The sequence below is a fragment of the Streptomyces sp. SM1 genome (genome assembly GCF_002910825.1).
Lineage (GTDB): Bacteria > Actinomycetota > Actinomycetes > Streptomycetales > Streptomycetaceae > Streptomyces > Streptomyces okerensis.
The window spans coordinates 1-17,739 of record NZ_NEUB01001044.1; the positions used below are offsets into that span (position 1 = coordinate 1).

General features: G+C 71.6%; 15 protein-coding genes. 8 read left to right on the plus strand and 7 right to left on the minus strand.

Going from position 1 to position 17,739, the window contains the following annotated elements; genetic code table 11:
- Window positions 1–1,469: LCP family protein (locus tag B9S61_RS38970; RefSeq protein WP_258040119.1), on the plus strand; the 1,469-nt coding region annotated here is incomplete at its 5' end.
- Window positions 1,470–1,812: 343 nt separating this feature from the next.
- On the plus strand, window positions 1,813–3,387 hold the full coding sequence (locus B9S61_RS38975) for an LCP family protein (protein WP_103546425.1): 1,575 nt from the start codon (window positions 1,813–1,815) through the stop codon (window positions 3,385–3,387).
- A gap of 55 nt (window positions 3,388–3,442) precedes the next feature.
- Here the strand turns inward: B9S61_RS38975 and B9S61_RS38980 are convergent, their stop codons facing one another.
- On the minus strand, window positions 3,443–4,480 hold the full coding sequence (locus B9S61_RS38980; RefSeq protein ID WP_103546427.1) for a glycosyltransferase family 2 protein: 1,038 nt from the start codon (window positions 4,478–4,480) through the stop codon (window positions 3,443–3,445).
- Between the two features lie 128 nt (window positions 4,481–4,608).
- Here B9S61_RS38980 and B9S61_RS38985 point away from each other — a divergent pair, with 128 nt between their 5' ends.
- On the plus strand, window positions 4,609–6,084 hold the full coding sequence (locus B9S61_RS38985; protein WP_103546429.1) for an LCP family protein: 1,476 nt from the start codon (window positions 4,609–4,611) through the stop codon (window positions 6,082–6,084).
- 338 nt (window positions 6,085–6,422) lie between these two features.
- Here B9S61_RS38985 and B9S61_RS38995 read toward each other — a convergent pair whose 3' ends face one another.
- A complete protein-coding gene (locus B9S61_RS38995) occupies window positions 6,423–6,980 on the minus strand; it encodes an acyl-CoA thioesterase (RefSeq protein WP_103546432.1) in 558 nt (185 codons plus the stop codon).
- A 120-nt stretch (window positions 6,981–7,100) separates the two neighbouring features.
- On the opposite strand from B9S61_RS38995, the gene B9S61_RS39000 reads away from it, so the two are divergent.
- Entirely contained in the window at window positions 7,101–8,387 is a 1,287-nt protein-coding gene (locus B9S61_RS39000) for an LCP family protein (RefSeq protein ID WP_103546433.1), read from the plus strand.
- Between the two features lie 76 nt (window positions 8,388–8,463).
- Here the strand turns inward: B9S61_RS39000 and B9S61_RS39005 are convergent, their stop codons facing one another.
- A complete protein-coding gene (locus B9S61_RS39005) occupies window positions 8,464–8,829 on the minus strand; it encodes a four-helix bundle copper-binding protein (protein WP_103546434.1) in 366 nt (121 codons plus the stop codon).
- Window positions 8,830–9,058: 229 nt separating this feature from the next.
- Between B9S61_RS39005 and B9S61_RS39010 the strand changes: the two genes are divergently transcribed.
- Window positions 9,059–10,222, plus strand: a complete 1,164-nt coding sequence (locus B9S61_RS39010) for a phosphatidylserine/phosphatidylglycerophosphate/cardiolipin synthase family protein (protein WP_103546435.1) — start codon at window positions 9,059–9,061, stop codon at window positions 10,220–10,222.
- Window positions 10,223–10,289: 67 nt separating this feature from the next.
- On the opposite strand, the gene B9S61_RS39015 is transcribed toward B9S61_RS39010, so the two are convergent.
- Complete coding sequence (locus tag B9S61_RS39015) at window positions 10,290–11,447, minus strand: acyl-CoA dehydrogenase (protein ID WP_103546436.1); 1,158 nt, start codon at window positions 11,445–11,447, stop codon at window positions 10,290–10,292.
- 183 nt (window positions 11,448–11,630) lie between these two features.
- Here B9S61_RS39015 and B9S61_RS39020 point away from each other — a divergent pair, with 183 nt between their 5' ends.
- Window positions 11,631–12,974, plus strand: coding sequence for a UDP-glucose/GDP-mannose dehydrogenase family protein (locus tag B9S61_RS39020; protein ID WP_103546438.1), 1,344 nt, complete (start codon window positions 11,631–11,633; stop codon window positions 12,972–12,974).
- Between the two features lie 655 nt (window positions 12,975–13,629).
- On the opposite strand, the gene B9S61_RS39025 is transcribed toward B9S61_RS39020, so the two are convergent.
- Window positions 13,630–14,136, minus strand: coding sequence for a CGNR zinc finger domain-containing protein (locus B9S61_RS39025; protein WP_103546440.1), 507 nt, complete (start codon window positions 14,134–14,136; stop codon window positions 13,630–13,632).
- 143 nt (window positions 14,137–14,279) lie between these two features.
- Here B9S61_RS39025 and B9S61_RS39030 point away from each other — a divergent pair, with 143 nt between their 5' ends.
- Entirely contained in the window at window positions 14,280–14,639 is a 360-nt protein-coding gene (locus B9S61_RS39030; RefSeq protein WP_103546441.1) for a VOC family protein, read from the plus strand.
- Window positions 14,640–14,654: 15 nt separating this feature from the next.
- Window positions 14,655–15,047, plus strand: coding sequence for a VOC family protein (locus B9S61_RS39035; protein WP_103546443.1), 393 nt, complete (start codon window positions 14,655–14,657; stop codon window positions 15,045–15,047).
- A 13-nt stretch (window positions 15,048–15,060) separates the two neighbouring features.
- On the opposite strand, the gene B9S61_RS39040 is transcribed toward B9S61_RS39035, so the two are convergent.
- Window positions 15,061–16,188, minus strand: a complete 1,128-nt coding sequence (locus B9S61_RS39040; RefSeq protein ID WP_103546445.1) for a dipeptidase — start codon at window positions 16,186–16,188, stop codon at window positions 15,061–15,063.
- Between the two features lie 364 nt (window positions 16,189–16,552).
- Window positions 16,553–17,725, minus strand: a complete 1,173-nt coding sequence (locus B9S61_RS39045; protein ID WP_103546447.1) for a dipeptidase — start codon at window positions 17,723–17,725, stop codon at window positions 16,553–16,555.
- Window positions 17,726–17,739 lie beyond the last annotated feature (14 nt).

Here is a 17,739-nt window from a genome sequence, read left to right on the forward strand (position 1 = left end):
CGGCGAAGAAGTCGAAGGCGAAGAAGTCGAAGGCGAAGAAGGTCCTGCTGTGGACCGGCGGCACCATGGCGTTCGTGGTGCTCGCCACCGGCGTGGGCGGCTATCTGTATCTGGAGCATCTGAACGACAACATCACCTCCGTCTCCGACGACGGCGCCGGCACCGGTGGCTTCAGCAAGGACAAGGCGATCAACATCCTGCTGATCGGCACCGACAAGCGCACCGGTTCGGGCAACGAGGGCTACGGCGACGCGGGCAGCGCCGGGCACGCGGACACCACGATCCTGCTGCACGTGTCCAAGGACCGCTCCAACGCGACCGCGCTGAGCATCCCGCGCGACCTGATAGTCGACGTCCCCGACTGCCCGACCCAGCAGGAGGACGGCAGCGAGAAGGTGATCCCGGGCACCCCCGGCGTCCGTTTCAACACCAGCCTCGGCCAGAGCGGCCGTACGCCCAGCTGCACCATGCGGACCGTGACCGAGCTGACCGGGATCAAGCCGGACAACTTCATGGTGGCGGACTTCAACGCGGTCAAGACGCTGACCTCGGCGGTCGGCGGTGTCGAGGTGTGTCTGGCCAAGGACATCGACGACCCGGACTCGCATCTGAAGCTGTCCAAGGGCACGCACACCATCGAGGGCGAGGACGCGCTGGCGTATGTGCGCACCCGGCACTCGGTCGGTCTGGGCGGCGACCTGAGCCGGATCGGGCTGCAGCAGCAGTTCCTGAGCGCGCTGATGCGCAAGCTGAAGTCGAACGACACGCTCACCAGCCCCTCGAAGATGATCAAGCTGGCCGAGGCGGGCACCGAGGCGCTCACCGTCGACTCCGCGCTGGACAGCATCAACAAGCTCAAGGACCTCGGTCTGGAGCTGGGCAAGCTCGACGTCAAGAACCTGACCTTCACGACCGTGCCGGTGCTCGACAACCCGGCGGAGACGGTGAAGGCGACCGTCGTCCTCAACGACGCGAAGGCCCCCGAGATCTTCGACCTGATCCGTAACGACGTGTCGTTCACCGAGGTCAAGCAGCAGGAGAAGGAGGAGAGCGCGGCGGTCGCCGCCCGGCTGAAGGGCGAGAAGGCACCGGCCTCCGAGGTCCGTGTCCGGATCCTCAACGGCGGTGCCGCCGCGGGCAGCGCGCAGTCGACCCTCAGCTGGCTCCAGGTCGAACAGGGCGTCACCAAGTCGGAGAACGCGGGCAACGCCCCGGCCGAGCTGGCCAGGACGACTCTCGAGTACGCCCCCGACCAGGCCGATCAGGCACGCCGGCTGGCCGCCGTCATGGGGCTGTCGGGATCGGCGATGAAGCCCGGGGAGAGCGTCACCAACTCCCAGGGTGTGCCCGCGATGACGCTGACCCTCGGCAAGGACTTCAAGGGCGCGGGTGTCTCGCTCACCGTGCCGGACAAGGCGCCGGACGACATCGAGAAGTCCACGGCGGACAAGGTGGAGTGCGCCAAGTAGTGGTCCGGCGGGCCCGTCGCGCGTCCTCCGGGACGCCGGCGGGCCCGTGTCCTGTGCGGGGTGGGGAGACGTGACGATGACGCGGAGCGGTGTGCGGGGGGAGGGGCCACGGCCGGGGAGCGCCCCTCACCGGCCCGGCCCCGCTGACGCCGGCGGCCCGAACGGGAGCGGGGCGGCGGCGGGCGCCGGGTGTCAGGAGTCGGGTCAGGAGACGGGCTCCGGAATTCGTTGAAGTCGTCTCGTATTCCGGGGCAACTGCCGGGCCCTTCGTGCGTCTAACAGGACGCAGGACGGGCCTGTTCGTCGAAGTGAGGACTTCGCAGGGGTGGGAAGGGCTGGGGCGGTGACGCAGAACGCCACGCGGGAGACACCCCGTGACGAGGAGCACGAGGAGAGCCCGGACGAGGGTCCGCCCGCCGGTGACAGCAGCCCCCGCCCGCGACGCGCACGCCGGCTGCTCAAGTGGACGGCCGCGGTGCTCGCCCTGCTCATAATCGGCGCTGCCGGTGCGGGCTACGTCTACTACCGGCAGCTGAACGCCAACATCAGGAAGGACGCCCTGAACCTGGGCGACAACAAGGTCGCCGAGCCGACGCCGAACGCGGCCGGACAGACCCCGCTGAACATCCTGCTCATCGGCAGCGACGCGCGGGACAGCAAGGAGAACCAGCAACTCGGCGGCGCCCGCGAGACGTTCGGCTCCACCCCGCTCGCCGACGTGCAGATGCTGGTCCACCTCTCCGCCGACCGGACCAACATGTCCGTGATCAGCATGCCGCGCGACACCCTGGTCGAGATCCCCAAGTGCACCGACCCGGACGACGGGACGGTCTACCCGGCGAGCGACGGGCGGACGATGACCAACCAGAGCCTCGGACACGGCGGTCCTGGCTGCACCGTGGCCACCTGGCAGGAGCTCACCGGCATCCACATCGACCACTTCGTCATGGTCGACTTCGCGGGCGTGGTGGCCATGGCCGACGCGGTCGGCGGTGTCCCGGTGTGCGTCGACGCCAACGTCCACTCGCGCGACAGCCAGGGACACGGTTCCGGGCTGAAGATGGAGAAAGGCACCCACCCCGTCAAGGGTGAACAGGCCCTGCAGTGGCTGCGTACGCGCTACGGCTTCGAGGACGGCAGCGACCTCGCCCGCGCCCAGGCACAGCACATGTACATGAACTCGCTGGTCCGCCAGTTGCGTGAGAACGCCACCCTGAGCAGCCCCAACAGGCTGCGCAGGCTGGCCGAACGGGCCACCGAGGCACTCACCGTCGACCCCGGGCTCGACACGGTGAAGAAGCTGTACGACCTGAGCAGCGAGCTGCGCACGGTGAAGCCGGAGCGCATCACCATGACGACGATGCCCAACCGGTACGTGGGCGCCCGCGTGGAGCCGACCGAGGACGCCGAGAAGCTGTTCCGTCTGGTGCGTGAGGACATCGCCCTCGACGGCAGGGACGCGAAGCCGGAGAAGGCGCGGGAGAAGCCGCCGTCCGACCCGGCCGCCGCCGACGCCGACATCGCCGTACAGGTCCGCAACGGCACCCTGACCGACACCCTCACGGCCGCCCCCGGCCGGGCCGGAACGATCTCGGGGACGCTGAAGGAGAAGGGCTTCACGAGCGCCACCGCCGACACCGTCGGCGCCGTCAGCGAGAAGCGGACGGTGGTGCGCTACCCGAGCGCCGATCTGGAGGGCGACGCCCGGCGCGTCGCCCAGGCGCTCGGTATCCCCGGGGGGCAGGTGAAACGGTCCACCGACGTGTCCGGCGTCACCCTCGTCGTGGGCGCCGACTGGCGCGAGGGCACCCGGTACGAGGCGCCCGAGGAGGACAACACCACCCCCGACTCGGCGAAACCGCTCAACGGGGCCGACGAGACGGCGTGCATGCACGTCGACCCCGCCTACACCTGGTGAGGTGACCGCGAGGCCCCCTTCCCGGCCGGGAAGGGGGCCTCGTCCGAACCGTGCGTCAGGAGGCCGGCACGTCCGCGTGGACGGCGGGACGCCGGGAGGCGATGACCTTCTTCGCCAGGGAGCGCGGGCTGGTCAGGAAACCCCATCCCCAGGACATGTGCATGGTGGCCAGCGCCACCGGAATCCGCAGCCGCGCCGTGAGCGGCAGCCCCTTGCCGGCCGGTATGGACCCCGCCGCGATCGCCGCGAGGTACCCACCGGGCACCACCAGGCCCCACGGGGTGAGCACCGCGCCCACCAGGATCCCGGCCGCGATCGCGCACACCGCGGCCGGCGGGGCGAGGTAGCGCAGGTTGATGGAACCGGAGTGGTAGCGGGCCACCACGTGCCGCCAACGGCCGTAGTCCTTGTACTGCTTGGCCAGCGCCCGCACGCTCGGCCGGGGCCGGTACGACACCCTCAGCTCCGGCGAGAACCAGATCAGCCCGCCGGCCTCACGGATGCGGAAGTTCAGTTCCCAGTCCTGGGCGCGGATGAACTCCACGTTGTAGCCGCCCTGCCGCTCCAGCGCCTCACGCCGGAAGACACCGAGGTACACGGTCTCGGCGGGGCCGGCCTGTCCACCGGTGTGGAAGGCCGCGTTGCCCACACCGATCCGCGACGTCATCGCGGCGGCGACGGCGTGCTCCCAGTCGTTCTCGCCCTCGGCGTGCATGATGCCGCCGACGTTCTGCGCGCCGGTCTCCTCCAGGAGCCGTACGGCGGTGGCGATGTAGTTCGGGGAGAGCATCCCGTGCCCGTCGACGCGGACCACGACCGGATGGCGCGAGGCCTGGATCGCCGCGTTGAGGGCGGCCGGGGTACGGCCGGTCGGGTTGGGCACGGTGTGCACCCGCGGGTCCTCGGCCACCAGTTCGGCGGCGATCTCGTCCGTGCGGTCCGTGGACGGACCGAGGGCGATCACGACCTCCATCTCGCCGGCGTACTCCTGGGCGAGAATCGCGCGGACCGAGCCACGCAGATGCCGCTCCTCGTTGAGGACGGGCATGATCACGGAAACGGCGGGGAGCCGCACGTCGGGATTGGCGTTCATAGGAGGCTCACGTTACCGCGAACGGGGGACACCGGTGCGCGCGCCGGGGGGCCGTGCACCGGGCCGCAGATCGTATCGGCCTACGGTGCTGACGATTCCCCGTACGGCCGTCGTCCGGAGGTGCCCCCTTGCCCACGCCGCCGCGGTCCCCCCGGCCCCGCACCACACCCCAGCGCCCCCCGCGGCGGTCCCGCCCGGACGTGCGGTCCGCCGCGCCCCCGCGCCGCAAGCCGCGCTGGGTCCTGCGCACGGTCACCACCCTGTCGGTCGTGGTGCTCGCCTCCGCGGGGATCGGGCACGCGGTGCTCAGCGGCCTCGACGAGGACATCGCCCGGGTCGACCCGTTCCGCGACATGAAGAACCGCCCCGAGGCCGGCCACGGCATGAACATCCTGCTCGTCGGTACCGACGGCCGCGAGAAGATCGGCGAGGAGGCGCAGCGGAAGTACCGCCTCGGCGGGACACCCTGCCACTGCACCGACACCATCATGATCGTGCACATCTCCGAGGACCGGGACCGCGCCAGCGTGGTCAGCCTGCCCCGCGACTCCTACGCCGAGACGCCCCCGCACACCGACCGGGTGAGCGGGGAACAGCACAAGGGGCACCCGCTCAAGCTCAACGCCGCCTACGCGGAGGGCGGGCCGCAGCTGACCGTGCGCACCGTCGAGAAGATGACCCGGGTGAAGATCGACCACTACCTCGAGGTCGACTTCACCAGCTTCATGAAGACCGTCGACGTGGTCGGCGGCGTCGAGATCTGCACCGACCGGCGGCTGAAGGACAGCCACACCGGCCTCGACCTGCCGGCCGGACGGCACACCCTCCAGGGCGGTGAGGCGCTGCGGTTCGTCCGCGCCCGGCATGTGGACGGCGCCTCCGACCTGAGCCGGATGAAGCGCCAGCAGCACTTCGTGGCGGCGCTGGTGGACCGCGCCACCTCCTCCGGCATCCTGCTGAACCCGATGAAGTTCCGGGACGTGACCCGCGCGGTGCTCGGCTCGGTCCGCGCCGACAAGGGCTTCGGCACCGGCGAACTGCTGGACCTCGGCCGGGCGATGCGCAACTTCTCGCCGTCCTCCTCCGAGTTCACCACGGTGCCGATCGCCAGGATGGGCCACGTCGTGAAGGGTGTCGGCTCGACCCTGAAATGGGACACCGAGAAGTCCCGGCACATCTTCGACGCGCTCCGCCGGGACCAGTCGCTCTCCGGGCAGCGGTCGCCCGACGCGGCCCAGCGGGTGCCGGTGGACCCCCGGCAGATCCGCGTGCGGGTGGAGAACGGCACCGGCACCGCGGGGCTCGGCCGGCGCGTGGACGCGGCACTGGCAGCGACCGGCTTCAGCACCACCCGGGCGCCGGTCGACGCGGCCGAGCAGGACGTGAAACGCACGGTCGTCGCCTACGACCCCCGCTGGGACCGCTCCGCGAAGTCCCTCGCGGCGGCCCTCCCCGGCAGTGAGCTGCGCGCGGTGAAGGGGCAGGGCGCCACGCTGAAGGTGATCGCGGGGACGGACTTCGAGAAGGTCCGCAAGGTACGTGCCCAGGATCCGGGGCAGGGCGAGTTCGGTGTGGTGCGGGGGGATGAGGTGAGCTGTTCCTGAGCGGTGGCCGTCCGGTGGTCGGGCGGTGGGGGCGGCGGGGGTGGAGGCGGCGGGGGTGCGGTTCTTTCACGGGCCGGGCTCTGCTTGTGCCCTTCGCGGGGACTCGCTCCCGGGGCGGGTGGGTGGCGCGCGTGGTTCTGCGCCCCCGCCGCCCCTTCCCTTCCCTTCCCGTCCCGTCCCTGGGGGCTGCGCCCCCAGACCCCTCCTTGCGCAGTTCCCCGCGCCCCTGTGGTGCGCGGGTTCGCCGCGCGCCTGTGGGGGCGGTTCCCTGCGTTCCTGTGGGGGCGGTTCTCTGCGGTCCTGTGGGGGCGGTTCTCTGCGGTCCTGTGGGGGGGGTGTCAGTCGTCGAAGCCCTCGGCGGACCGCTTCTCCCTCAGTTCCATGATGGCCCGGCGGCGGGCCAGCCGGTGGGTGCGGCGGATCTGGGCCTCCTGGTAGCGGCGCTTGTCCTGCCCGGTCTCCGATATCACCGGCGGCACCCGGCGCGGCTTGCCGTCGGCGTCCACGGCCGCGAACACCAGGTAGGCGGATCCGACCTGGGTGGCCGGCGTGGACTCGTTCCAGCGCTCGGCCAGCACCCGCACCCCGACCTCCATCGAGGTCCGGCCGGTCCAGTTGACCTGGGCCTTCACATGGACCAGGTCCCCCACGCGGACCGGCTCGAGAAAGGCCATCTCGTCCATGGAGGCGGTGACGGCCGGCCCTCCCGAGTGCCGTCCGGCGACGGCGCCCGCGGCGTCGTCCACCAACTTCATGATCACCCCGCCGTGCACCGTACCGAGGAGGTTGGTGTCGCTGTGGGTCATGATGTGGCTGAGGGTCGTTCGGGACGCCGCGATGGACTTGCCCGGGATGTCCGGACTCTCCGCTGCTGCGGCTGGGGCCTGGTCTGTCATGGACTCCACCTTATGCCGAGGTGGGGTCCGCCCCGGTTTGTACCGGCTTCGCAACAGCACTGCTCTGATTTTCCGACGACCCTTGCATGGCGTACCGCCCGGACCTGCACACTGTCTCCCATGAATGATTGGCCCGAGGCACGGTCCGACAACAACCGCGGCAGCCGCTACGGACGCGGGAGCGGGAGCGCGCAGCCCGAGAGCGCCCGTGTCATGCGGCAGGTCCGCCGCGACCAGCCGGCCGCTCCCGGGCAGGCCGGGTACGGCGGAGTACCGCAACAGCCGTCGTACGTGGACGGCAGCGGCCACGGCGGCTACGACAGCGGCTACAACACCGGCCAGGTCTACGGCTCGCCCGGCGGCGGTCCCGGCGGCGACGGTCCCGGCGGCGACGGCGGCGACGGCGGCTACGGCCCGCAGCGGCCCGCGCCCGACTGGCGGCGCCGTATCAAGTGGACGGCGATCACTGTCGCCACCGTGCTGGTCGTGACGACCGTCGGCACGTACTTCTGGGCCGACTCCAAGCTCAACCGCGAGGTCGACCTGTCGAAGGTGATCGAGCGGCCCGAGAAGGGCGGGGGCACCAACTACCTGATCGTCGGCTCCGACAGCCGTGAGGGACTGTCCAGCGAGGACAAGAAGCGGCTGCGCACCGGCTCCTCCGAGGGCAAGCGCACGGACTCGGTGATGATCCTGCACACCGGCGACAACGGCCCGACCCTGATATCGCTGCCCCGTGACTCGAACGTCGAGATCCCGTCCTTCAAGGGCTCCGAGTCGGGCAAGACCTACCCCGGTACCGGCCGCCAGGTGAAGCTCAACGCCGCGTACGCCGAGGACGGGCCCGAACTGCTGGTCCGTACGGTCGAGTTCAACACCGGACTGCACATCGACCACTACGTGGAGATCGGCTTCGCCGGCTTCGCGAACATCGTGGACGCGGTCGGCGGGGTGGAGATGGACATCCCGCGGGACATCAAGGACACCAAGTCCGGCGCCGACTTCAGGAAGGGCAAGCAGACCCTGAACGGCGAGGAGGCCCTCGCCTTCGTGCGCACCCGGTACGCGCTGCCCGGCTCCGACCTGGACCGCACGAAGAACCAGCAGAAGTTCCTCTCGGCCCTCGCCGGCCAGGTGGCCACGCCGGGCACGGTCCTCAACCCCTTCAAGCTGTACCCGACCATGGGCGCCGGCCTGGACTCCCTGATCGTCGACGAGGACATGGGCCTGTTCGACCTGGCCGACATGTTCTGGTCGATGAAGGGCGTCACCGGAGGCGACGGCGCGTCCATGAACATGCCGCTCGCGGGCAGCACCGGCGGCAACCTGCTGTGGGACAAGGCGAAGGTGAAGCAGCTGGTGAACCAGCTGAACAACGACGAGAAGGTCACCGTCAAGGGCAACTGACGACGGACACCCGGAAGGGGTCGAGGGCACCCCCGGCGGGGGTGCCCTCGACCCCTTCCGGCGCGTTCCCGCGCGGTCACATCATGCTGCCGGCCATGGCACGGCACATCTCCGAGCAGCGGCGGCAGGACTCCGCGCAGCGCGTCATCCGGTCGTCGTCCGGCATGGACATGCACGCCTCGGCGCACATGTCGCAGGCCTGCGCGCACATCATGCACATCTCGTTCGCCAGCGGCGAGCGGCGCGTCATCATGTCCGCGCACATACGGGTCATCTCCGAGCAGTCCATGAGCGCCCGCATGATCGGCATCTGGGCCTGGCCGCCCATCTGCAGACAGGAGCTCATGGTCTCCTCACACACACTGTGACAGGACATACAGGCCTGGACGCAGTCCTGCATCTCGCTGCTCATCGGTTCCATCGTGGGCTGCTGCTGGGTCATGGTTCCTCCCGGGGGACGGCGGGCACCGTCGGTCGGCCCCGCCCCTCCGTCCTACGCCGCCCTCCCCATGACCACCACAGGACGGACCGCACCACCGCCCTCTCCCCCGCTCGCCGGACCCCCGGACAGGGATGCCTGCTTGAAAGCACCGGTAGCGGCAAGAAGAGAGGGGGCCCGGGCCGGAGCGACGACGCCGTCAGGGCTCGACGAACGGACAGGGAGAACGCACGTGACACCACAGGCGGAGAGAAAGCGGCTGCGCAGACGGCTGGAGCGGCTCATCGGCATCGCCGCGACCGAGGGCAACGAACTGGTGCCGCTGCGCAACGGCGACCGGATCTTCCCCGAGATGCTGGCGGCGGTCCGCGCCGCGGAACACACCGTCGACATGATGACCTTCGTGTACTGGCGGGGCGACATCGCGCGGGAGTTCGCCGGCGCGCTGGCCGACCGGGCGCGCGCGGGTGTGCGCGTACGGCTGCTGCTGGACGGTTTCGGGGCCAAGGAGATCGAGCCGGAGCTGCTGGACGCCATGGCGGAGGCCGGCGTCCAGGTGGCCTGGTTCCGCAAGCCCACGCGGCTGTCGCCGATGCGGCAGAACCACCGCTGCCACCGCAAGGTGCTGGTCACCGACGAGCACACCGCCTTCACCGGGGGCGTCGGTATCGCCGAGGAGTGGTGCGGCGACGCACGGAACCCGGGCGAGTGGCGCGACACCCATGTGAAGGTCAGAGGGCCCGCCGTGGACGGCATAGCCGCGGCCTTCGCCCAGAACTGGGCCGAGTGCCACGACGACCTGTACGACGACCACGACCGCTTCACCTCCCAGGAACAGCCGGGGAACGCCACGGTCCAGGTGGTGCGGGGTTCGGCGAGCTTCGGCTGGCAGGACATGCAGACGCTGCTGCGCGTGGTGATCACCTCGGCGCGGGAGCGCTTCCGGCTCTCCACCGCCTACTTCGCGCCCGACACGTACTTCATCGGCCTGCTGGCCGACGCCGCCCGCCGGGGGGTCCGGGTGGAGATCCTGCTGCCGGGGCCGCACACCGACCAGCGGGCCTGCCTGCTGGCCGGCCGGCAGCACTACGAGACCCTGGTCGAAGCGGGTGTGGAGGTGCGGGAGTACCAGCCGACGATGCTCCACACGAAGATCATCACGGTGGACGGCGTCTGCTCCCTCATCGGCTCCAGCAACTTCAACCGCCGCTCGATGGAGCACGACGAGGAGGTCATGCTGGCCGTCCTCGACGAGGACTTCACCGCCGAGCTCGACGCCGACTTCGATGCCGACCGCGCACTGAGCGAGCCCGTCGACCTGGCCCGCTGGAAGCACCGCCCCCTGTCCGAGCGCCTCGCCGAGGCGGCGGTCACCCCGGTACGGCGCTTCCTGTGAACGGCTCCCGGGCCGGCGCTTCCGTGCGGTGCTCCCGGCCCGGGAGGGCCCGGCCCGGGAGGCGTGCCTACGGCAGGTTGCGGGCCATCACGATGCGCTGAACCTGGTTCGTGCCTTCATAAATCTGCGTGATCTTCGCGTCGCGCATCATCCGCTCGACCGGGTAGTCGCGGGTGTAGCCGTAGCCGCCGAGGAGCTGGACGGCGTCCGTGGTGACCTCCATGGCCACGTCGGAGGCGAAGCACTTGGCGGCGGCGCCCTGGAAGGTCAGGTCGGCGTCGCCGCGCTCGGACTTGGCCGCGGCGGCGTACGTCAGCTGGCGGGCCGCCTCGATCTTCATGGCCATGTCGGCGAGCATGAACTGGATGCCCTGGAAGTCGGCGATCGGCTTGCCGAACTGCTTGCGCTCCTTGACGTAGCCCTTGGCGTAGTCGAGGGCGCCCTGGGCGATGCCGAGGGCCTGGGCGGCGATCGTGATGCGGGTGTGGTCCAGCGTCTTCATCGCGGTGGCGAAGCCGGTGCCCTCCTCGCCGATCATGCGGTCGGCGGGGATGCGGACGTTGTCCAGGTAGACCTCGCGGGTCGGGGAGCCCTTGATGCCGAGCTTCTTCTCCGGGGCGCCGAAGGAGACGCCCTCGTCGGACTTCTCGACGACGAAGGCGGAGATGCCCCTGGAGCGCTTGGCGGGGTCGGTGACGGCCATCACCGTGTAGTACTCGGACTCGCCGGCGTTGGTGATCCAGCGCTTCACGCCGTTGAGGACGTAGGTGTCGCCGTCGCGGACCGCCTTGGTCTTCATGCCGGCGGCGTCGGAACCGGCGTCCGGCTCGGAGAGGCAGTACGAGAACATCCCGTCGCCCTTGGCGAGCGGGGTCATGTACTTCTTCTTCAGCGCCTCGGAGCCGGAGAGGATGACCGGCAGCGAGCCCAGCTTGTTCACGGCGGGGATGAGAGAGGAGGACGCGCAGACGCGGGCCACCTCCTCGATCACGATGACCGTCGCGAGCGCGTCGGCGCCGGCGCCGCCGAACTCCTCGGGGACGTGGACGGCGTGCAGGTCGTTCGCGACAAGGGCGTCCAGCGCCTCACGGGGGAAGCGGGCGTCCTCGTCCACCGCTGCGGCGTACGGCGCGATCTTCGCCTCGGCCAGCGCGCGGACGGCGTCCCGGAGCATGTCGTGCTCCTCGGACGGGCGGTACAGGTCGAAGTCAGCCGATCCGGCCAAGGTCTCTCACGCTCCAGAACACTGCGATGTCGATCACGCTAACTACCGTTAAGTAACTCCGATTTTAGGCCTTCCTCCAGGGTCGTGGATAGGTGAGCTTGGCGACAGCCGGGCAGTGAGCCTGCCGGCCCCCCCGGATATGCTCGGGCGCGCACTGCATGCCGTATACCCCCTGGAGCACCCATGGCCCTCAAGATCACCGTGATCGGCACCGGTTATCTCGGCGCGACCCACGCGGCGGCCATGGCGGAGCTGGGGTTCGAGGTGCTGGGCCTCGACGTCGTACCGGAGAAGATCGACAAGCTGCGGCGCGGTGAGGCCCCGATGTACGAACCGGGGCTGGAGGAGCTGCTGCGCCGGCATGTCGCCGGGATCGAGGGGTCGAGCGGGCGGCTGCGGTTCACCATGGACTGGGCCGAGGTGGGCGAGTTCGGCGATGTGCACTTCGTCTGTGTGACCACCCCGCAGCGGCACGGCGAGTACGCCTGCGACATGTCGTACGTCGATTCCGCGATCGCCTCGCTCGCGCCGCACATCAAGGGTCCCGCCCTGGTCGTCGGCAAGTCGACGGTGCCCGTCGGCTCGGCCGACCGGCTGGCCGCGTACCTGGCGGAGCACGCCCCGGCCGGCGGGGACGCGGAGCTGGCGTGGAACCCGGAGTTCCTGCGCGAGGGTTTCGCCGTCCAGGACACGCTGCACCCGGACCGGATCGTGGTCGGAGTGCGCGGCGAGCGGGCGGAGAAGCTGCTGCGGGAGGTGTACGCCACTCCGGTCGAGGAGGGATCGCCGTTCGTGGTGACGGACTTCCCGACGGCGGAGCTGGTGAAGACCTCCGCGAACTCCTTCCTGGCCACCAAGATCTCCTTCATCAACGCCATGGCGGAACTGTGCGAGGCCACGGGCGGCGATGTGGCCCGGCTGGCGGAGGCCATCGGCTACGACGACCGGATCGGAAGGAAGTTCCTGCGGGCCGGGATCGGGTTCGGCGGCGGCTGTCTGCCCAAGGACATCCGGGCGTTCATGGCGCGCGCCGGTGAGCTGGGCGCGGACCAGGCGCTGACGTTCCTGCGGGAGATCGACTCCATCAACATGCGCCAGCGCGGCCGGATGGTGGAGCTGACCCGGCAGGCTCTGGGCGGCGGCCCCTTCCTGGGCAAGCGGGTGGCGGTGCTCGGTGCCACCTTCAAGCCGGACTCGGACGACGTCCGGGACTCGCCGGCGCTGAACGTGGCGGGCCAGATCCATCTGCAGGGCGGCCAGGTCACGGTGTACGACCCGAAGGGCATGGAGAACGCCCGCGGCGTCTTCCCGACCCTGGGGTACGCCGACTCGGCGCTGGAGGCGGTGCGGGGCGCCGATGTCGTCCTGCATCTGACGGAGTGGCGGGAGTTCCGGGAGCTGGACCCGGCGGAGCTGGGCGAGGTCGTGTCCGACCGGCTGATCCTGGACGGACGCAACGCGCTCGACGCGGAGGTGTGGCGGAAGGCCGGATGGCACTTCCGCGCGATGGGGCGTCCCGCCGCCTAGCCGAGGGGGTGGGCGTCACGCCGCCCCTGACTGCGACGGGGCGGGGCCGGGCGTCGCCCTGAGCGTCGCGCCGCACGGACAGCAACCCGACGGAACCGGGCGCCGCACGGACGGCAACCCGACGGGACCGGGCGCCGCACGGGACCACGACGGGGCGGGCGTCGCACCACACGGACAGCAACCCGACGGAACCGGGCGCCGCCGGGGCTGCGGCGGGGTGACGTCACGCCGCCGGACCACAACCCGGCGGGCATCGGGTGGCCCCGGGAGCAGCCCGGCGGGACCGGGAATCGCGCCGCCAGGACAGCGACGCGGCAGGGGCGTCGCACGGGCGTGCGACCCGTGGGGCTGGGCATCGCCCGGACCACGACGGGCGGCGTCCCCTCGCCCGACCACATCCCGGCGGGGCATCGCACCACCCTGACAGCAACCCGGGGGGCCGGCCGCCACCTCGACAGCAACGCGGCGGGGCATCGCACCGCACGGCAGCCCGGTGGGGCCCGGCGTCGCGCCTCCGGCAGCTGCCCGGTGGGCGTGGCGTCGACCGAACCGTGGCACGGTGGGGCGCGGCGGATGACGCCGGTTCGGCCGAGGCTCAGTCGGCCGAACCGGCGTCCTGCTGCATTCTGCCCCACCGGGCGGCGACACGGTGTGGCTACGCCCCCTTCGCCCGGTACCGGCGCATCTTGGCGCGGGCCCCGCACACCTGCATGGAGCACCAGCGGCCGCGTCCGGCGGGACTGCGGTCGTAGTACGCCCAGTGGCAGGTGACGGCCTCGCAGGCCTTCAGCCGGTTCCAGGTGCCCGCGGTGACCGCTTCGGCGACGGCGGCGGCGATCCGGGAGAGCAGCGGCCCGTCGTCGACGGGTGCGAGGGCGGCCGAGCCGTCGGCGGTGTCGACCGTGACCACCAGGGGTGCCCGCGCGAGCAGGTCGCCGAGGGGGGTGACCTCGCGGTGCGGGGGGTGGCCGGCGTGGGCGAGGAGGGTCGCGCGCAGCGACTCGCGCAGTTCGCGGGCGGAGCCGGCGTCGCCCTCGGTGAGCCCGAAGGGCTCACGGCCCCCCGCGGTGTCCAGCGCGTCGCCGCCCGTCTCGATGTCCAGCGTGTTGACCAGGTCCTGGACCAGGGCCAGCCCGCCCGGCGGGGCCGATCTCTCACTCATGTCTGGACCGTACCTCCCGGTTCTCCCCGCCCCCCGGCCCCATATCCGCTTGCGGCGTTACTCCCTATGGTGCAGCATGCGGTAACGGTTACCGGTTACCTGCATATGCGGGTAACTCCAGACGTCGATCCGAGGAGAGAGTCATGTCCGTTGCCAAGGTGGGCGCCGTCGTCCTGGACTGTCCCGGTCCGCGTGCGCTGGCGGGGTTCTACGCCGCGATCGTGGGCGGCACGGTGGAAGGGGAGGGCGACTGGGTGGACCTCTCGGTGCCGGGCGGTCCGGCCCTCGCCTTCCAGGCGGCCCCGGGGCACGTGCCGCCGCGGTGGCCGGCTGCGGACCGCTCGCAGCAGTTCCATCTGGACCTGACCGTCGAGGACCTGGACGCGGCCGAGAAGGAGGTACTGGCACTCGGCGCGAAGCCGCTGGACACGGAGGACCGCTCGCGGACCTTCCGGGTTTACGCGGACCCGGCCGGGCACCCGTTCTGCCTCTGCGCCTGCTGACACCTGGAGAAACGCATGGCCGCCGTGGCCCGCCTGCGCTCTGTCGTCCTCGACTGCCCCGACCCCCGGGAGCTGGCCGTCTTCTACGCGGCCGTCGGCGGCGGCACCCCCGTGGAGGAGGACGCGGACTGGGTGGTGCTCCAGATCCCCGCGGGGCCGCGGCTGGCCTTCCAGCGAGCGCCGGGGTACGCCCCGCCCGACTGGCCGCACGCCGGCCAGGGCTCCCAGCAGTTCCATCTCGACTTCGACGCCGGGGGCACCTGGGAGGAGATCGACGCGGCCGAGGAGAAGGTACTGGCGCTGGGGGCGCGGGTGCTGGACCGGGAGGACTACCGGAGCAAGGACTTCCGCGTGTACGCCGACCCCGCGGGGCATCCGTTCTGCCTGTGCCGGATCGAACAGCCGTAGGGGCCGGGCCGGTTCAGCGGTCCAGGTCGGCGATCGTCGCCGTGGACGGGGGCCGGCGCTGCTGGGCGGCATGGGCCGTGAAGTCGGCGCCGCGCAGCACCCGCTGGACATTGCCCCAGGTCAGCAGGGCCACGTCGGACTCCTCCCAGCCGCGCCGCAGCAGTTCGGCGATCAGCCGGGGGTAGCAGGAGGTGTCGTGGAGTTCCTGCGGGTGGGCGCTGCCGGTGTCGTAGGTGCCGGACAGGCCCACGCACTCCGGTCCGGCGAGGGTACGGATGTGGTCGAGGTGGTCGGCGACGTCACGGACGCTCGGGCCGGCCTGTTCGGCGGTCAGCGGCACCAGGCACAGGCCCTTGGCCTCCCCCACCTCGCCGAGCAGGTCGTCGGGAAGGTTGGCCGGGTGGGGGCGCAGGGTGCGGGCGGCGGAACGGGTGAACAGCACGGGCGCCTTGGAGAGGGCGAGGGCCCGGCGGATCGTCGGGGCGGAGGCGCCCGACAGGTCGGCGACCAGGCCGACCCGGTTCATCTCGCGGACGACCTCCTCGCCGAACCGGGTCAGTCCCGCGGCACCGGCCCAGGAGGTGCCGGCCAGGGTGAGGACGCGCAGCCCGAGGAGGTGCAGGGAGCGCAGGACGCTCAGGGAGTCGCCGAGCGCGGCGGCACCGGCGGGCCCGAAGAGGACCGCCACCCGGCCGCAGTTGCGGGCATCGGCGACCTCGCCGGCGGTACGGGCGGGCCGCAGCCCCTCGTCGTGGGCGGCGACCACCGTCTTCGCCAGGTCCAGTTGCTCCAGGGTCGCGCCGACAGCGCGGTCGCCGTCCTGCCCCTCGGGCAGGTGCAGTGCCCAGAACAGGGCGCCGACCTGGCCCTTGCGCAGCCGGGGCACGTCCGTGTCGACGGCGTTCTCCCCGACGTCGAGGTCGTACCAGGGCAGTCGGCGCAGCGCGTCGGCGAGGCCGCTGTAGCCGTCGGCAACGGGATGGGCGGCGAGGACGGCACGGGCGCGGGTCAGCGGGGTGTCGTCCGGGTCGGAGACGGGCTCGTAGGTCTCCGGCCCGACGACCACCGCCTCCTGCGGGTACGGCTCGTCGGCCCGGCCGGCCTCGGCGGCGGGGTGCAGGTCGTCCTGGAGATCGGCCATCACGGGCTCCGTACGTCGTGACCTGGGCAGTACGGTCACCGTCGCACGGAGCGGGGGCGTGGTTCCTGGTGGACGCGGCGTTCGGGGGTACGGCCGGTGCGGGGCCGGTGCGGTGGGGCGCGGTCCGGCCGGCACGGCGGCGACGAGGTGGTCATGTGGCGGGCCGTGAGTCGGCGAGCGGCGTTCGGGGGCGTCCTGCCCCGGGATTCCCGCCCCCGCCGCCCGTTCAGGGGCGTGCCGGCGCGGGATTCCCGCCCCCGCCGCCCCTTCCCCCCTCCACTCTCGGCTTCGCCCGAGCGGGAGGTGCCCCCATCGTCCCCGGGGGCTGCGCCCCCGGACCCCCTTGCGCGGTTCCCCGCGCCCCTTATGTGTCCAGGGACTCCAGTGTCGCGTGGGACGGTGCGCGGGTGGTGCGGAGGTCGCGGGAGACGTCCTCCGCGGCGGCCAGTACGCGTACCGCGTTCTGCCAGGTCAGCTTGGCCAGGTCGGACCTGGACCAGCCGCGGCCGAGCAGCTCGGCGATCAGGTTCGGGTAGGCGGACACGTCGCCGAGGCCGTCCGGGGTGAAGGCCGTGCCGTCGTAGTCGCCGCCGATGCCGAGGTGGTCGACGCCGGCGACCTCGCGCATGTGGTCCAGGTGGTCGGCGACCGTGGACACCGTCGCGACCGGGCGCGGGTGGGTCTCCTCGAAGGCCCGGTGGACCTTCATCCCCTCGGCCGTGGTGTCGTGGAAGCCGTGGGCGCGCATGTTCTCGTCGGCCGCCGCGGTCCAGTCGACGGCGGCCTGGAGCACGAACTTCGGGACGAACGTCACCATCGCGACGCCACCGTTGGCCGGCAGCCGCTCCAGGACGCCGTCCGGGATGTTGCGCGGGTGGTCGCAGACCGCGCGGGCGGAGGAGTGGGAGAAGATCACCGGCGCGGACGTGGCGTCGAGGGCGTCCCGCATGGTGGTCGCGGCGACGTGGGAGAGGTCGACCAGCATGCCGAGCCGGTTCATCTCCCGCACCACCTCGCGGCCGAAGGCGGACAGGCCGCCCACTCCCGGCTCGTCCGTCGCCGAATCCGCCCACGCCACGTTGAAGTTGTGGGTGAGGGTCAGATAGCGGACCCCGAGGTCGTACAACCCCCGCAGCGTGCCGAGGGAGTCGGCTATCGAGTGGCCGCCCTCCGCCCCCATGAGGGAGGCGATACGGCCCTGCCGGCGCGCGGCCTGCATGTCGGCGGCGGTCAGCGCGGGCGCCAGGTCATCGGGGTACCGGGCCAGCAACTGCCGTACGCAGTCGATCTGTTCCAGCGTGGCCGGCACCGGGTCGGGCTGGTCCGCGCGGACGTACACCGACCAGAACTGCGCGCCGACCCCGCCCGCCCGCAGCCGGGGGATGTCGGTGTGCAGGTGGGCCGACTGGTCGGCGGCGATGTCGCGGGCGCCGAGGTCGTAGCGGACCTGTTCGCGCAGCGCCCACGGCAGGTCGTTGTGCCCGTCGACGACGGGGAACTCGGTCAGCAGCGCGCGGGCTTCGTCGAGGTGCTTCACGGCAGGACCCACCC

Excerpts from the sequence above, each read along its gene's own strand:
- B9S61_RS38995 (WP_103546432.1), bottom strand. The coding sequence starts at position 6,980 with ATGACAGACCAGGCCCCAGCCGCAGCAGCGGAGAGTCCGGACATCCCG.
- B9S61_RS39000 (WP_103546433.1), top strand. The coding sequence starts at position 7,101 with ATGAATGATTGGCCCGAGGCACGGTCCGACAACAACCGCGGCAGCCGC.
- B9S61_RS39040 (WP_103546445.1), bottom strand. The coding sequence starts at position 16,188 with ATGGCCGATCTCCAGGACGACCTGCACCCCGCCGCCGAGGCCGGCCGG.
- B9S61_RS39030 (WP_103546441.1), top strand. The coding sequence starts at position 14,280 with ATGTCCGTTGCCAAGGTGGGCGCCGTCGTCCTGGACTGTCCCGGTCCG.
- B9S61_RS39035 (WP_103546443.1), top strand. The coding sequence starts at position 14,655 with ATGGCCGCCGTGGCCCGCCTGCGCTCTGTCGTCCTCGACTGCCCCGAC.
- B9S61_RS39025 (WP_103546440.1), bottom strand. The coding sequence starts at position 14,136 with ATGAGTGAGAGATCGGCCCCGCCGGGCGGGCTGGCCCTGGTCCAGGAC.
- B9S61_RS39020 (WP_103546438.1), top strand. The coding sequence starts at position 11,631 with ATGGCCCTCAAGATCACCGTGATCGGCACCGGTTATCTCGGCGCGACC.
- B9S61_RS38980 (WP_103546427.1), bottom strand. The coding sequence starts at position 4,480 with ATGAACGCCAATCCCGACGTGCGGCTCCCCGCCGTTTCCGTGATCATG.
- B9S61_RS39005 (WP_103546434.1), bottom strand. The coding sequence starts at position 8,829 with ATGACCCAGCAGCAGCCCACGATGGAACCGATGAGCAGCGAGATGCAG.